This is a genomic window from Nitrosomonas sp. JL21 (assembly GCF_009833095.1).
Lineage (GTDB): Bacteria > Pseudomonadota > Gammaproteobacteria > Burkholderiales > Nitrosomonadaceae > Nitrosomonas.
Map to the genome: position 1 here is coordinate 1 of NZ_QRCB01000035.1, position 14,268 is coordinate 14,268.

Consider the following 14,268-nt stretch of genomic DNA (forward strand, 5'->3'; position numbering starts at 1 on the left):
CTGCCGACAGCGTGCTCAATCTATCGGATACGTCCAATACCCTGAAACTCCACGGCAATGCCGGGGATCTTGTGACGGTGCAGGATGATGGCTGGGTCGATGGCGGCGTGAATGGGTTTTATCATACCTATACTCATGGCGATGCGGTGCTGCTGGTTGGGGCGAATCTGGCGATTGATTTTGCGTAGCCGAAAGCTGCGCTTTTATTTGTATCCTCCTTGAGCAAGCATGATGCGGAATCATTGCTTGCTCAAGACCGGCGCTTGATATCCGTGCGGCATCAGCACCCACATTTTCCCGGTCTGTTTCATTTTTCCGGCTTGATTGGCGGCGTCCTGGCCGAATCCCCAGAAGAAGTCAGCGCGTATGCCGCCTTTGATGGCGTTGCCGACATCCTGCGCTACCATCAGGCGGTTCAGCGGTTTCTGAGTGTTCGGCCAAGTGGTGGCGAGAAATACCGGCGCGCCTTGCGGGATCGACAGGGGGTCGATAGCGATGCTTCTGCCCGCAGTCAGCGGCACGCCGAGCGCGCCGATCGGCCCGGACGAATCAGCCGGTAATTCGCGAAAGAAGACATAGCGGGGGTTCTGCTGCAATAACTCGGGCAATTTTTGTGGATTCTGTTGTCCCCATTGCTTGATGCCCTGCATCGAGGCCTGCTCCAGCGCCATTTCGCCGCGCTGCACCAAGACTTTGCCGATTGAGTTGTAAGGATGGCCATTCTGGTCGGCATAGCCGATTTTCATGACGTTGCCGTCATCAAAAACGATGCGCCCCGAGCCCTGCACATGCAGAAAGAATAACTCGACTTCATCCTCTACCCACAGAAAAGCATATTTATCGAGTATGCCTGGGTTATTCATGATATCGGCGCGAGTGTAATACGGCACGATCCTGCGGCCATCGGCTCGGCCGCGCAGGCGCAGATCCTTGAGTTCCGGATAGGTTGCGCCCAGATCGATGGTCAATAACTCAGCGGGTGCGGTATGAAGGGCATGGCGGTAGCGTTTTGACGGCTTGCGGCTGCCTTTCAATAAAGGTTCGTAATAGCCGGTGACCAGTCCTTCTTCGGTCGCGTCGGCGTTGATGACCTGATACGGCGCAAAGTAGCGCTCGAAGAACGCCCGAACAGCGGCATTCGTCGGTTTTTGCAGTGCAATGGCCGCTTCGCAGGATTCTTTCCACAGGGACTGCTTTTTGAGCACCGTGCAACTTTTGACAAACGTCTGCCAAGCGGGCAATAGCTCATCTTGCGTCCAACCGGGCAAGGCTGACCACTGGACGGGTTTGTGAATCGATTTGGCCTGGGGTTTTTCCGCTACCGGCGCAGTTGCGGGAGCAGGAGGCTGGCTGGCCGGCGGACTGATGGTTCCGGTGGAACAAGCATTCAGCAATAACAGCAGGACAACGATAAAACAGGTTTGGTTTTTCATCGGATTTTGGTTAAAGTGACGGCTCAATTGATTAACTTTTGGTATTACTTGTAAAGTATGTGGTGGTTACTCGTCGTTGAAGCAGCAGTGGCATTGGGTTTGTTTCTTTTTATCATCTGGTGGACGATGTTTTCCGGCAAAAGGAAGAAAGATGATGACAACAAACAGTGATACGCTCATAGAGACACTCTGAAAAATTACTGCGCTCGGTCAACGAATACGGCAGCGTATGAAACCCTATTCGAAATGTTCATGGATCGACCATACACCGCGTATGTTGAATCAGAGTTCGCCATGCTTGATCCTCGCTGACTCTCTTTTCTGAGAGTTTCCTTGGCAATCGGTAATGATGGCCGTTGATGCCGTCCAGGTAATCCATGTCAGACGGGGTTGTCGATATCGATGAACTGGTGATGGATGGCGAATTTTTGCGCGATATGATCGCCCAGCGCCTGCACGCCGTAGCGTTCGGTCGCATGGTGCCCGGCGGCAATGAAGGCCACGCCGGATTCGCGTGCGCTATGCACCGACTGTTCGGAAATTTCCCCGGTAATGAACGCATCGATGCCGTGCTGGATCGCTGATTCGAAATATCCTTGCGCAGCGCCGGTGCACCAGGCCAACTGGCGGATGGGCCGATCCGGATCGCCGATCATCATGGGCTTGCGCAATAACGTGCGCGATATTTTTTCACCGAAGGCGCCCAGTGTCGTCGCCTGCGGCAATTCGCCCAGCATGGCAATATCCTGATCGCCGAAGCGACCAGTTTCGATCAATCCCAGTTTTTTCCCCAGTTGAGCGTTATTGCCGAATTGTGGATGCACATCCAAAGGCAGATGGTATGCAAACAGATTGATGGAATGATTCATCAGCGCAGCGATGCGGCGGCTTTTCAACCCGATGATGCGCATATCCTCGCCGCGCCAGAAATAGCCGTGATGCACCAGGATGGCGTCGGCCTTGGCCGCTATTGCGGCCTGCAGCAGATCCAGCGAAGCGGTAACGCCGCTGATGAGGGTGTGGATGGCAGGATGCCCTTCCACTTGCAGGCCATTTGGGCAATAATCCTGAAAGCGGGATATTTCCAATAAATGATTCAGGTGATTCTCAAGTTCATCGCGATGCATTTTTTTCCCTTTGTTCCAGACTGCTTAGTGAACGATAATACCGCAGCTATTTTAATTTGGGAGTAAAACATTTCCATGTACCGACTCTGGTTGATTTTTGCACAAACGGCAACTGTATTGCTGGCTATTTTTTTTGTGGTCTCGACATTGCGGCCGGATGTGCTGTCGCTGAGGCCGCGCGGCGAGATCGTGACGGTCAGGGAAGCTGCGCCGGTAGTCGACGATAACAGGCCGGACAGTTATTCCAAAGCGGCGGAAATCGCAATGCCCGCGGTGGTCAATATTTTTACCAGCAAAGAAGTCAACGAGCCGGCGCATCCGTTCATGGATGATCCCGCGTTCCGCAGATTTTTTGGAGAACAGTTCGAATCCAAACCGCGGCGCCGCTCAAGCCTGGGTTCTGGCGTGATTGTCAGTGCCAACGGCTATATTCTGACGAATCATCATGTGGTCGAAGCCGCCGATGAAGTCGAAGTGGCGCTGGTGGATGGGCGCAAAGCCAAGGCGAGCCTGATCGGATCGGATCCCGAAACCGACCTGGCAGTGCTGAAAGTCAATTTGCAGGATTTGCCAGCCATCACTTTGGGCCTGTCTGATCAGGTCAAAGTGGGCGATGTCGTGCTGGCGGTCGGCAATCCGTTCGGCGTCGGCCAAAGCGTGACCATGGGCATCGTCAGCGCATTGAGCAGAAGCAAGGTGGGCATCAATACCTTCGAGGACTTCATTCAAACCGATGCGGCCGTGAATCCGGGAAATTCCGGTGGCGCGTTGACGGATACATCGGGTAATTTGATCGGCATCAACACGGCGATCTATTCACGCAGCGGCGGTTCTCTCGGCATCGGTTTCGCGATCCCGGTTCACAGCGCCAAGCAGATCATGGAGCAGATCATTCAATCCGGCAGCGTCGTGCGCGGTTGGCTCGGGGTCAGCATGCAGGATCTGACCGAAGATCTGGCCGAATCATTCGGAATGGATCATTTGAATGGTTCCTTGATTGCCAGCGTGCTCCGGGATGGGCCGGCGGATAAGGCCGGCATCAAGCCGGGCGATATCATCATCGCCGTGGAAGGCAAGACGGTGAAAAGCACGTCGGAATTGCTCAAGGCAGTGGCCGCGCTGCCGCCGGGCAATACCGTTGACGTTACGATCATCCGCGGCAAGCAGGAAAAGTCGATTCCCGTCAATGTCGGCGTGCGTCCGCGGCAGAAATAATTCATTCACACACGATGCCGAGCTGACATGCTATGAAGAGTTTAGTAACCTCTAACGGAATTCTGATGATCATCACTCAGTGGTTCAGCGCGAATATTCTTGCGTTGGGACGTGAAATGCGCTTGTCCTATCTGCCGCCACTGATGGTCTATGTCGCGGCAGGGGTGTCGGGTTTAACCGGTATCGTCGGGACATTCTACGTCAAGGAAAAGCTCGGGCTTTCCGCCGAGTTTCTGGCCATGCTCGGATTCTGGATGATGTTGCCGTGGGCGCTGAAAATGCCGATGGGTCATTTGGTGGATCTGATATGGCGCTGGAAGAGTCTGTTGGTTTACCTCGGCGCCAGCCTGATCATGCTGAGCTTGCTGATCATGATAGGGCTGTTGGGGCATACCGAAACGATGACTGCGATGGCGTCGGTGGAAACGTGGTATGTGATTTCGGCATTGCTGGCGCCGATCGGGTATGTGTTGCAGGACGTGGTGGCGGATGCCATGACGGTGGAGGCGGTGCCGCGCGTGGATGAAAACGGCATCGCGCTGGATCCTGAAAAGCGCAAACTCATGCACGTCACGATGCAGACCTTGGGGCGCGTTGCGATCATCGGCGGCGGCGTGTTGATTTCGGTTGCCAATGTATTTTTATTGCGCGATGCCGGATCGTTGCCGGAAGCTGAAAAAGAAGCCGTGTATTTATTGGTGTATGAGTTGGCGCTGATCATTCCGCTCATTTCGATCATGGGCGTGGTGTTCGCATCCTGGTTGCGGCGCCGCGAGCGCAAGCACTTGTTGGCGCAAGGGCATCAACCAAAGGATATCGACGGGTTGCTCGGCATGCATTCCACACCGCCTTCGATCAATTGGTGGATACTCGGCGGAGGACTGGCGTTTACGCTGATATCGCTGGGCGTGGGTTTGAGCCGCATACCGGGCGGTGAGGAAATCATATTCGCGATTTCGATGACCATCGTGATCTTTCTGATGTGGCGATTGACCGATGAACTGGAACCTGAAGCCCGTAATGTGCTGGTCGGCACCGCGTTCATGATTTTCATTTTTCGCGCCATTCCCGGGCCAGGCGCCGGATCGACCTGGTGGATGATCGACGAACTGGGGTTTGATCAGCAATTTCTGGCGGTGTTGTCGTTGATCGGCGCAGTACTGACGTTATTCGGCATGTTCATTTTCCGCCGCTTCATGGCAGAGCGATCGATTGCCTATATCATCGGTTTTCTGACGATTGCCGGCACGGTGTTGTCTATGCCGATCATCGGCATGTATTTTGGCTTGCATGAATGGACTGCGGCAATGACCGGCGGAATCGTCGATGCCCGCTTCATTGCGCTGATCGACACGGCATTGGAGTCGCCGCTCGGCCAGATCGCGATGATCCCGATGTTGGCCTGGATCGCCAATTCCGCGCCGGAACGGCTCAAGGCGACTTTTTTTGCCGTGATGGCGTCATTCACCAATCTCGCTTTATCCGCGTCGCAGTTGGGAACCAAGTATCTGAATCAAATCTATGTCGTGACCCGGGAAGTCAAGGAATCGACCGGGGAGATCACAGTGCCCGCGGATTACAGCGAATTGGGTCCATTATTGATTACCGCCACACTGATTGGGTTGCTACTGCCGCTGATTTCAATCGTCCTGGTTAAACGTTCCCGTTTTCGGAATGCATGAAAATCGGTAGGCATGTCCTATAAATTAATTTCTGCTGAATCCGATGAAAGCCAGACCTGTATACCTGCCATCTGACAGTTGTGTTCAGGTTTTTTTCAACTAAAAACTGAAGTGCTTTTCTGGGCATCGGTTGTTTCTAATAAAGGACATACTATGAAGAAAATTCTTCTCGTCGTGAGTTTGACCATCCTGTTCGTGACTACCTCGTTTGCGGCGGTGAACATCAATACGGCGTCGCAGGCTGAACTTGAATCTCTACAAGGCATTGGTGCCGTTAAAGCAAAGGCCATTATCGAACATCGGGAAAAGAATGGTTCCTTTGTTGCCATCGATGACCTGAAAAAAGTAAATGGGATTGGTTCTGGAACGATCGAACAACTTCGCGACCTCGTGACGGTTGAGGGCGACGGTGCTGTGACCCCTGCCAAGCAGTAATCGTTGATACGTATTTTTCACGTTAAAACCCCTCTGGGAATCCCAGAGGGGTTTTTGTTTGTGATTCAGATGAGAGATGGTTTTAATGTGAGCGGCATGTGTGATAACCTCAAATGATTTACGTTGAAATTTTCCATGTATAAAACCATTGAACATTTTGTCGGCAACACGCCTTTGGTAAAGCTCAAGCATCTGCCTGGCGCCACCAGTAATATCATTCTCGCCAAGCTGGAAGGGAACAATCCTGCCGGTTCGGTGAAGGACCGTCCGGCGTTGTCGATGATTCTGCATGCCCAAAAACGTGGCGAAATCAAACCTGGCGATACGCTGATCGAAGCCACCAGCGGCAATACCGGTATCGCGCTGGCGATGGCGGCGGCCATCATGGGGTATCGCATGGTGCTGGTGATGCCCGAGAATCTGAGCGTCGAACGGCGCCAATCGATGCGCGCCTATGGTGCAGAGATCAAACTGACGCCTAAAACCGGCGGAATGGAACACGCGCGTGACGTGGCCGAGGCGATGCGCGATCAAGGTCAGGGCGTGATTTTGAATCAGTTTGCCAATCCCGACAATCCGCTGGCGCATTATGAAGGCACCGCGCCGGAAATTTGGCGCGATACCGACGGCAGAATCACGCATTTTATCAGCAGCATGGGAACTACCGGCACGATCATGGGCTGCTCGCGGTTTTTCAAGGAACAGAAACCGGCCATCAGAATCATCGGCGTGCAGCCGGAAGAAGGCTCGCAAATTCCCGGCATTCGAAAATGGTCGCCGGCTTATTTGCCGAAAATTTATGATGTCGGTCGCGTGGATGAATTATTGTATGTCTCCCAGCACGAAGCCGAAGAGTTGACCCGGCGCATGGCGAGCGAAGAAGGCATATTCGCCGGAATTTCATCGGGCGGCGCACTGGCTGCGGCATTGCGAGTTTCCGCCCAGGTCGAGCAGGCAGTGATCGTGTTCATCGTCTGCGACCGGGGTGACCGCTACTTGTCCACGGGGGTTTTTCCGGCCTAATGAACGATAATAACTAGGACGCAGCGTAAGGCGGTACCGAATGAGTGATGTCGGTGCCAATGACTTGAGTGGCAGGTTACAACTTCACAAAAGAAATCATTTTTATCATGGTGGTGCCCTTGGCAGCGTTTATAATGACGCTTTTTATGAGTCAAGGCATCGCGGCCGCCGGATGAAAACAAGCTGTGCCGGATGGCTTCGATCCGATCATCGCATCGACCGGGCAATTGAAAAATATAGGTTCATTTTCATCGAGTATTTTAGGGCATGTTGAGCAGTAATTTTTTACTTCCCATTCGGGTTTATTATCAGGATACGGATACCGGTGGCGTGGTTTATCATGCGTCATATCTCAATTTCATGGAGCGGGCCCGCTATGAGTGGCTCCGGGAATTGGGGTTCAATGCAAAATCGATGACCGAGACTCATAACATTTTTTTTATGATACGGTCGATCCAGATCGACTATGTCAAACCGGCGGTGCTGGACGATTTGTTGAATGTGACAGTGACAGTGAAAGAGGTTGGGAGAAGCCGTATTACGTTGTTTCAGGAAGTATTGTGCAGTCAGGTCAAATTAGTGAGTGCCACGGTGCATGTGGTGTGTGTCGGTGCGGATACGCTCAAGCCAGTCAGTATTCCAGTGCCATTACGTGAGAAAATTGGGAAGCCCGAATGAGTACAACAGTAACGCAAGATATGTCATTTCTGCATTTGATCACTGGCGCGAGTGTGTTGGTGCAACTGGTGATGTTGATTTTGGTGATGATTTCGCTGTTATCGTGGTGGTATATTTTTCGAAAATTATTCGTCATTCGTAACGAGATCAACAAAACCGACGAGTTTGAGGATGTGTTCTGGCGGGGCGCCGATTTGAATTCTCTGTATCAGCGCACCACCAATTCGCGTTACGTATCGGGCAGCATGGAGCGCATCTTTGCAGCCGGCTTCAATGAATTCAACAAGCACCCGATCGGATCGGATCTCGATGCCGTCATGGAAAGCACCAGGCGGGCGATGCGCGCTACCTATCAGCGAGAAATGGATTATCTCGAGTCGCATCTGTCATTTCTGGCCACCGTGGGCTCCGTCAGTCCGTATATCGGCCTATTGGGAACCGTGTGGGGCATCATGAATTCTTTCCGCAGCTTGTCCAGCGTTACGCAAGCGACCATCGCCCATGTCGCGCCGGGAATTGCCGAGGCGCTGATTGCGACCGCGATGGGCCTGTTTGCCGCCATTCCTGCGGTCGTGGCCTACAACCGCTACGCCAGCCGCACGGATCAACTGGCGACCCGGTTCGAGAGCTTCATGGAAGAATTGTCCAATGTCCTGCAGCGGCGTGCGGCACAATAAACGAACACGGAGAGGATAGCCATGGCACGTCGCAAGCATCGACTCATGAATGAAATCAATGTAGTGCCCTATATCGATGTGATGTTGGTGCTGCTGATTATTTTCATGGTGACGGCACCGATGATCAATCATGGTCAGATCGAATTGCCTCAGATCGGTAAATCGCTGGCGACGCCGACCATGCCGCTGGAGGTGATCATCAAGGCGGACGGCAGTCTCACGCTGCGCGATCGGGCCAAGTCGACGGCAGAGCAGAAAGTCGACCGCACTCAATTGATCGATGCCGTCAAACAAAAACAAGCGCAGAACCCGGAACAACCGGTGGTGATCGCCGCGGATAAAAACGTCCGGTACGAGGAAGTCATCAAGGTGATGGATGTGTTGCAGCAGAATCAAGTGCAGAAAGTAGGCTTGCTGGCTCAGCAAAAGTGAAGGGGCGGTCATGAGTGTGAGCGTGCTGCGCAATTATCCGCATTCCGAACCCAAATCCCTGCTGGCCGGCGGCCTGGCTATTTTGGTGCACCTGATCTTTATTGCGCTATTGATGTTTGGGCTGAACTGGAAGGATCATCCGCCAGAAGGCATGATCGTGGATATCTGGACGGAATTGCCGAAGCCTATTGTCCAGGAGCCCGTGAAAACGCAACCGCCTCCGAAACAACCCAAGCCTGTGCAGGAGGCCAAACCCAAACCCGAGCCGCCCAAGCCGGAACCCGCCAAGCCCGAGGCGGCAAAAGCGGTGACGCCGCCAGTCAAGAAACCCGACATCGCGCTCAAGGAGAAGCCTGAGCCCGTCAAGAAAGAAACCAAGCCCGACCTGGAAGAACAAAAGAAAAAGGAACAAGAAAAGCTCAAAGAACAGGAGCGAGTCAAGGAACTGGAGAAACAGAAAGAGCTTGAGAAAAAAAAGGAGCTCGAAAAGCAGAAAGAACTTGAGAAACAAAAAGAACTCGAGAAGCAAAAGGAAATAGAGAAGCAAAAAGAACTGGAAAAACAAAAGGAACTGCAAAAACAGAAGGAAAAAGAACAAGCCGCGCAACGGCAGCGTGAACAAGAAGCCAAAGCGCGTAAGGAGGCCGAAGCGCAACGTGCGGCGCAGCAGGCTGCCGCCAGGAATCAGATCACCAGCGAGATTGGCAAATACAAGGCACTGATTCTTGCCAAGATACGCAGCCGGATCGTGATGCCTCCGGATTTACCGGGGAATCCGGTTGCGGAATTCAGCGTGACCTTGCTGCCCGGCGGCGATATTCTGGATGCCAGGTTAAGCAGGAGCAGCGGTCATGCCGCGTTTGACAGCGCGGTCGAGCGAGCGATCTTTTTGTCGAAACCGCTGCCGTTGCCGCCCGATCCTTCATTATTCAATGAGTTTCGCAATTTGAATATTAAAGTGCATTATCTTGAATGATTGCTATAATCAACGAAATCTTTTGTCATCCCTCATCCTATCGTCATGTTCATTCATTGGTTCACACATACCCGTACTGCACTGATCGTGATGCTGCTGTGCATCAGCACCTCATTGCAGGCTCAACTAAATATTGAAATTTTCGGTGGCGGTGCATCGCGCATCCCGATCGCGATCGTTCCCTTTGCTGAGGAAGGCAAGCTGCAACCCGCAATCACGCCGATCATCAGTGCCGACCTGCAGCGCACCGGCTTGTTCAAGTTGGTCGATCCGGCCGGTCTGTCGCCGCATGAACCGGCCGAAGTCGCCTATGCCGATTGGGCCAATCGTGGCGCTAATGCCTTAGTGATTGGCCGGGCCATTTCGGTATCGGGCGATCATGTCGAACTCCAGTTCCGGCTCATGGATGTGGCTAAGCGCTCCCAGTTGACCGGATTGGCGATAACGGTACCGCGGACGCAATTACGCGCCGCGGCGCATCGGATTGCCGATACAATCTATGAAGCCCTCACTGGCGATGTCGGGGTGTTCAGTACGCGGATTGCGTACGTGCTGAAGCGCGGCAACAAATATGCGCTTCAAGTCGCGGATGCCGATGGCTATAACGCGCAATCGATCATCGAATATTCCGAGCCGATCATTTCTCCGGCCTGGTCGCCGGATGGCAATCAACTGGCCTATGTGTCGTTCGAGAACAAAAAACCGGTGGTATATGTGCAGACCTTGGCGAGCCGAGAGCGCAAAGCGGTGGCTAGCTTCAAGGGCAGCAACAGTGCGCCGGCGTGGTCGCCGGATGGCAGGAAACTGGCGGTGGTGCTGAGCAACCAAGGTGGATCTCAGATTTTCCTGGTCAATGTCGACGGCAGCGGCCTGCAACGATTGAGCAGAAGTTCCGGCATCGATACCGAACCTAATTTTTCTCCCGACGGTCGCTCGATTATTTTTACGTCCGACCGTGGCGGTAGTCCGCAAATTTATCGTATGTCGGTCACCAGTGGAGAAAACAGCAATGCCGAGCGCCTGACGTTCGAAGGCGGCTACAATGTCAGCCCGGATTTCAGCCAGGATGGCAAGAGTTTTACGTTCATACACCGCAATAGCAATAATCAGTTCAACGTGGCTGTTCAGGACATTGGTTCCCGTCAGGTGCAAATACTGACAAATTCCAAATTCGACGAATCCCCCAGCTTTGCCCCGAATGGCAAGATGATCTTATATGCAACGGAAATTGACGGCCATGGTATATTATCCGCCGTGTCCCGCGATGGTCAGACACGGCAGCATCTCACAGTTCAATCGGGCGATATTCGAGAGCCGGCATGGGGTCCCCTACCGAAATGGAAGTAAGGTTTTATCACAAAAGGAGCGCGTAAATGAGGAAATTGTTGGGTATTTCATTGATCATTCTGTTATCAGCTTGCGCCAGTCAAACCACGCAACCGGATGTTGAGGATCTCAATGCGGGTGGTGTGGGGAGCGGTGTAGGAGGAAGCGATTTGATGGGCTCCGATTCTGGCCGGCCAAGCTACTTCAAGCAACTTCAGGATCCTAACAGCATTCTGTCGCAACGCAGCGTCTATTATGACTACGATAGCTATACCGTAAAAAGCGAATACCGTGAGCTCGTCCTGTCGCATGCCCGCTTTCTGCGTGACAATGCCGGTGCGAGCGTCATTTTGCAAGGAAACACCGACGACCGCGGCAGCCGCGAATACAATCTCGCATTGGGGCAACGCCGTGCGGACAGCGTCAGAAACATGATGACGCTGGCAGGTGCACGTGATGAGCAAATCGAATCGGTCAGCCTCGGAGAAGAAAAACCGCGGGCTTTGGGCAATGGAGAATCGGTCTGGAGCCAGAATCGCCGTACGGACATCCTTTATCGAGGTGAATGAGCATGTTGATACGCGCTTTATTGCTGCTGTTGGTGATGGTGAGTTCGAATGCGCAGGCAGCATTGTTTGGTGATGAGGAAGCACGCGAGCAAATCAGTGCGTTACGCAAACAGGTCAGCGAAATGGAAGCGCGTATCGCAAAGATGGAGCAAACACTGAATAGTCAGGCGCTGCTCGAACTCTACACGAAGGTGGAGACGCTCGGCGCCGAGCTTGGCCGATTGAACGGCCAGATCGAGATGCTGAGCAATGATAATTCGTTGTTGCAGAAACGCCAGCGGGATTTCTATATCGACCTGGATAATCGCCTGCGCGACGTTGAGCCGGCTCATAAACGGGCGCCCGCGCCGCATATCAGCCCTAAAACTTCGCCGCAGAGCATGGCGCCTCCGGCTTCGCCTGCATCGGCGGACTCAATTGAATCCTCGCCGTCCGCGGCGGTTGCTGGCATGGCGGAGTCCCCTCCCGGGGAAACCGGCGATAAGCTTGCCCTGACTCAACCTTCGCCAGGGGAGTCAGCGCGTTTGTCAGCCAGCGAGCTGGTGCCCCCGAGTCCAGTGGAAAACAATGCGTATAAAGAGGCATTCAGTTTCTTCAAGAATGGCGATTATGCCAGCGCCATCGCGCAATTCGAAAGTTTCCTGGAAAACTATCCTCAGTCCAGCCTCGCACCGGGTGCAGCCTATTGGATTGGAAATGCGCGTTATGCCATGCGCGACTATCAATTGGCTATCGATGCGCAGAGAAAATTGATTAATAAATATCCGGACAGCTCAAAAACACCGGATGCCTTCCTGAATATGGCCAGCAGCCAGTCGGAGATGGGCGACAGCAAAGGCAGTAAACATACGCTGGAAGATTTGATCGCAAAATACCCTCAGAGTGACGCAGCGAAGAAAGCCAAGCAGCGACTCGCCAATTTCAAGTAATTGATCTCCCTGCAAATGGCGAGAGCTATTTGTTCACCATAACCCGCAACAATGCCCCTAGATTCTGAAGTTCCTCCCATCATCAGCAGAAATCCAATGCACGCGTTAGAGACAGTCACTTTACGCATCAGCGAGATATTCTTTTCCTTGCAGGGCGAAACCAGCCGGGTTGGCTTACCGACGGTGTTTGTGCGCTTGACCGGCTGCCCGTTACGGTGTGGCTATTGCGATACGGCCTATGCGTTCACTGGAGGCCAACATAGCTCCGTGGCTGAAATTCTGCATCAAATTGCTTCCTATCAAACCCGTTACGTTACCGTGACAGGTGGAGAGCCGTTGGCGCAAAAAAATTGCCTGACTCTACTCACGGCGTTATGCGATGCGGATTATTCCGTGTCTCTGGAAACCAGTGGGGCTCTGGATATCTCTCAGGTGGATGCGCGTGTGAGCAAAATCATGGATATCAAAACGCCGGGTTCGGGGGAAGCTGCCAAAAACCATTGGGCTAATTTAGATTGGTTGAGGTCCGGTGATGAAATCAAGTTCGTCCTGTGCGATGAAGCTGATTATCAATGGGCTCGCGAACTCATTCTGGGCAAGCAATTGCAACGGCTATGCCCCATTCTGATGTCGCCGGTGCATGGTCTTTTAACGCCGGTCATGCTGGCAGAGTGGATATTGCGCGATCAATTGCCGGTCAGAATGCAAATTCAGATGCACAAGCTGCTCTGGGGCGAAGGGCCCGGGCATTGAGCCGCTAATTCTTGATTGACAGGATGAGTCCATGAATAAAGCCGTCGTTTTGGTATCGGGTGGTCTGGATTCCGCCACTGCCCTCGGCATTGCGCGCGAAAAGGGGTTTGAGTGTTATGCGTTGAGTGTCGATTACGGCCAGAGGCATCGCTCCGAACTCACCGCTGCACAGAACGTGGCTCGTTCCTTGAAGGCTCATGCGCATCAGATTGTCCCGCTCGACCTGACCGTATTCGGTGGTTCCGCATTGACCGATCAGGCGATTGCGGTGCCCCACGCCGGAGGTGAACGCGAAGAAACCATCCCGATGACCTATGTGCCTGCCCGAAATACCATTTTTCTGTCATTGGCGTTAGCATGGGCGGAAACGCTGGATTGCCGGGATATTTTTGTGGGTGTGAATGCAGTGGATTATTCCGGGTATCCGGATTGTCGTCCTGAATACATCCAGGCGTTCGAGCACATGGCCAATCTCGCCACTAAAGCAGCGCTGGATGGAAAATTCCTGACCATACATGCGCCGCTGATGCATTTGAGCAAGAAAGAGATCATTCAAACCGGGATCAATCTCGAGATTGATTTCAGCGCGACAGTATCTTGCTATCAAGCCGACGTTCACGGGCGCGCATGCGGCTGCTGCGATTCCTGTGCCATCCGGCGTGAGGGATTTCTGGCGCTTGGTGTGGTCGACCCGACCCGCTATCGATAATTTTAATTACGCACTGGCTACTGGATATTGCCGTAGCCAGGCTCTTGCACTTTTCATCCGCTTGCCGGTATATCGGGCAAGGTTCTGAAAAAGTTATTGGCGACACGCCCAGAAATAATACATCATCGCTCAAAAGGGCGACTTATGGATACTCAGTGAGTATTCTAAGCCTGATCCGACTCAGTACATTCCAGAACTAGTCACTTTCCCAGAACTTTCCTAAGAAAACTCTGATTGATTGGTTGCGCAAGCGAAACGCTCCGTGCGTGATCTTTATTATTGTGTTGAGTCATCTCGGTGGCTG

Annotated in this window: 15 protein-coding genes and 1 pseudogene; 14 read left to right on the forward strand and 2 right to left on the reverse strand. The window is 53.1% G+C overall.

The annotated features are described in order from the left end of the window. Positions 1 to 188: pseudogene (locus ABF87_RS10805) on the forward strand (hypothetical protein); the annotation flags it as partial. A gap of 51 nt (positions 189 to 239) precedes the next feature. Here ABF87_RS10805 and ABF87_RS10810 read toward each other — a convergent pair. Beyond that, positions 240 to 1,433, reverse strand: a complete 1,194-nt coding sequence (locus ABF87_RS10810) for a murein transglycosylase A (RefSeq protein WP_160829138.1) — start codon at positions 1,431 to 1,433, stop codon at positions 240 to 242. A gap of 380 nt (positions 1,434 to 1,813) precedes the next feature. Continuing rightward, the gene (locus ABF87_RS10815; RefSeq protein WP_160829139.1) at positions 1,814 to 2,560 is read right to left on the reverse strand and encodes a Nif3-like dinuclear metal center hexameric protein; all 747 of its coding nucleotides are present in this window, start codon (positions 2,558 to 2,560) and stop codon (positions 1,814 to 1,816) included. 75 nt (positions 2,561 to 2,635) lie between these two features. On the opposite strand from ABF87_RS10815, the gene ABF87_RS10820 reads away from it, so the two are divergent. From ABF87_RS10820 to queC, 13 genes are all read left to right on the forward strand, one after another. Continuing rightward, positions 2,636 to 3,775 carry a Do family serine endopeptidase gene (locus tag ABF87_RS10820; RefSeq protein ID WP_160829140.1) on the forward strand — a complete coding sequence of 380 codons (1,140 nt, stop codon included), beginning with the start codon at positions 2,636 to 2,638 and terminating at the stop codon, positions 3,773 to 3,775. A gap of 32 nt (positions 3,776 to 3,807) precedes the next feature. Beyond that, complete coding sequence (locus ABF87_RS10825) at positions 3,808 to 5,457, forward strand: folate/biopterin family MFS transporter (protein ID WP_160829141.1); 1,650 nt, start codon at positions 3,808 to 3,810, stop codon at positions 5,455 to 5,457. Positions 5,458 to 5,610: 153 nt separating this feature from the next. Then, a complete protein-coding gene (locus ABF87_RS10830) occupies positions 5,611 to 5,892 on the forward strand; it encodes a ComEA family DNA-binding protein (RefSeq protein ID WP_160829142.1) in 282 nt (93 codons plus the stop codon). A 135-nt stretch (positions 5,893 to 6,027) separates the two neighbouring features. Then, positions 6,028 to 6,915, forward strand: a complete 888-nt coding sequence (cysM, locus tag ABF87_RS10835) for a cysteine synthase CysM (RefSeq protein ID WP_160829143.1) — start codon at positions 6,028 to 6,030, stop codon at positions 6,913 to 6,915. Between the two features lie 267 nt (positions 6,916 to 7,182). Next, a complete protein-coding gene (gene ybgC, locus ABF87_RS10840; protein WP_160829144.1) occupies positions 7,183 to 7,593 on the forward strand; it encodes a tol-pal system-associated acyl-CoA thioesterase in 411 nt (136 codons plus the stop codon). After that, on the forward strand, positions 7,590 to 8,270 hold the full coding sequence (tolQ, locus tag ABF87_RS10845) for a protein TolQ (RefSeq protein WP_160829145.1): 681 nt from the start codon (positions 7,590 to 7,592) through the stop codon (positions 8,268 to 8,270). Before ybgC ends, tolQ begins: the two co-directional genes overlap by 4 nt. A 21-nt stretch (positions 8,271 to 8,291) precedes the next feature. Then, positions 8,292 to 8,702: a protein TolR gene (gene tolR, locus ABF87_RS10850; protein ID WP_160829146.1), complete on the forward strand. Its 411-nt coding sequence runs from the start codon at positions 8,292 to 8,294 to the stop codon at positions 8,700 to 8,702. Between the two features lie 10 nt (positions 8,703 to 8,712). Further along, complete coding sequence (gene tolA / locus ABF87_RS10855; RefSeq protein WP_160829147.1) at positions 8,713 to 9,678, forward strand: cell envelope integrity protein TolA; 966 nt, start codon at positions 8,713 to 8,715, stop codon at positions 9,676 to 9,678. A 45-nt stretch (positions 9,679 to 9,723) separates the two neighbouring features. After that, positions 9,724 to 11,025 carry a Tol-Pal system beta propeller repeat protein TolB gene (tolB, locus tag ABF87_RS10860; RefSeq protein WP_160829148.1) on the forward strand — a complete coding sequence of 434 codons (1,302 nt, stop codon included), beginning with the start codon at positions 9,724 to 9,726 and terminating at the stop codon, positions 11,023 to 11,025. Positions 11,026 to 11,051: 26 nt separating this feature from the next. Continuing rightward, positions 11,052 to 11,573 (forward strand): peptidoglycan-associated lipoprotein Pal, encoded by a 522-nt coding sequence (gene pal / locus ABF87_RS10865; protein ID WP_160829149.1) that lies wholly within the window; start codon positions 11,052 to 11,054, stop codon positions 11,571 to 11,573. A 2-nt stretch (positions 11,574 to 11,575) separates the two neighbouring features. Beyond that, positions 11,576 to 12,502 (forward strand): tol-pal system protein YbgF, encoded by a 927-nt coding sequence (ybgF, locus tag ABF87_RS10870; RefSeq protein WP_160829150.1) that lies wholly within the window; start codon positions 11,576 to 11,578, stop codon positions 12,500 to 12,502. 96 nt (positions 12,503 to 12,598) lie between these two features. Continuing rightward, the gene (gene queE / locus ABF87_RS10875; protein WP_160829151.1) at positions 12,599 to 13,255 is read left to right on the forward strand and encodes a 7-carboxy-7-deazaguanine synthase QueE; all 657 of its coding nucleotides are present in this window, start codon (positions 12,599 to 12,601) and stop codon (positions 13,253 to 13,255) included. Positions 13,256 to 13,286: 31 nt separating this feature from the next. Then, a complete protein-coding gene (gene queC, locus ABF87_RS10880) occupies positions 13,287 to 13,964 on the forward strand; it encodes a 7-cyano-7-deazaguanine synthase QueC (RefSeq protein WP_160829152.1) in 678 nt (225 codons plus the stop codon). Positions 13,965 to 14,268: the final 304 nt, after the last annotated feature.

Excerpts from the sequence above, each read along its gene's own strand:
- tolB (WP_160829148.1), top strand. The coding sequence starts at position 9,724 with ATGTTCATTCATTGGTTCACACATACCCGTACTGCACTGATCGTGATG.
- ABF87_RS10830 (WP_160829142.1), top strand. The coding sequence starts at position 5,611 with ATGAAGAAAATTCTTCTCGTCGTGAGTTTGACCATCCTGTTCGTGACT.
- ABF87_RS10815 (WP_160829139.1), bottom strand. The coding sequence starts at position 2,560 with ATGCATCGCGATGAACTTGAGAATCACCTGAATCATTTATTGGAAATA.
- ABF87_RS10825 (WP_160829141.1), top strand. The coding sequence starts at position 3,808 with ATGAAGAGTTTAGTAACCTCTAACGGAATTCTGATGATCATCACTCAG.
- cysM (WP_160829143.1), top strand. The coding sequence starts at position 6,028 with ATGTATAAAACCATTGAACATTTTGTCGGCAACACGCCTTTGGTAAAG.
- ABF87_RS10820 (WP_160829140.1), top strand. The coding sequence starts at position 2,636 with ATGTACCGACTCTGGTTGATTTTTGCACAAACGGCAACTGTATTGCTG.
- ybgC (WP_160829144.1), top strand. The coding sequence starts at position 7,183 with ATGTTGAGCAGTAATTTTTTACTTCCCATTCGGGTTTATTATCAGGAT.
- ABF87_RS10810 (WP_160829138.1), bottom strand. The coding sequence starts at position 1,433 with ATGAAAAACCAAACCTGTTTTATCGTTGTCCTGCTGTTATTGCTGAAT.
- tolR (WP_160829146.1), top strand. The coding sequence starts at position 8,292 with ATGGCACGTCGCAAGCATCGACTCATGAATGAAATCAATGTAGTGCCC.
- tolQ (WP_160829145.1), top strand. The coding sequence starts at position 7,590 with ATGAGTACAACAGTAACGCAAGATATGTCATTTCTGCATTTGATCACT.
- ybgF (WP_160829150.1), top strand. The coding sequence starts at position 11,576 with ATGTTGATACGCGCTTTATTGCTGCTGTTGGTGATGGTGAGTTCGAAT.
- tolA (WP_160829147.1), top strand. The coding sequence starts at position 8,713 with ATGAGTGTGAGCGTGCTGCGCAATTATCCGCATTCCGAACCCAAATCC.
- queE (WP_160829151.1), top strand. The coding sequence starts at position 12,599 with ATGCACGCGTTAGAGACAGTCACTTTACGCATCAGCGAGATATTCTTT.
- pal (WP_160829149.1), top strand. The coding sequence starts at position 11,052 with ATGAGGAAATTGTTGGGTATTTCATTGATCATTCTGTTATCAGCTTGC.
- queC (WP_160829152.1), top strand. The coding sequence starts at position 13,287 with ATGAATAAAGCCGTCGTTTTGGTATCGGGTGGTCTGGATTCCGCCACT.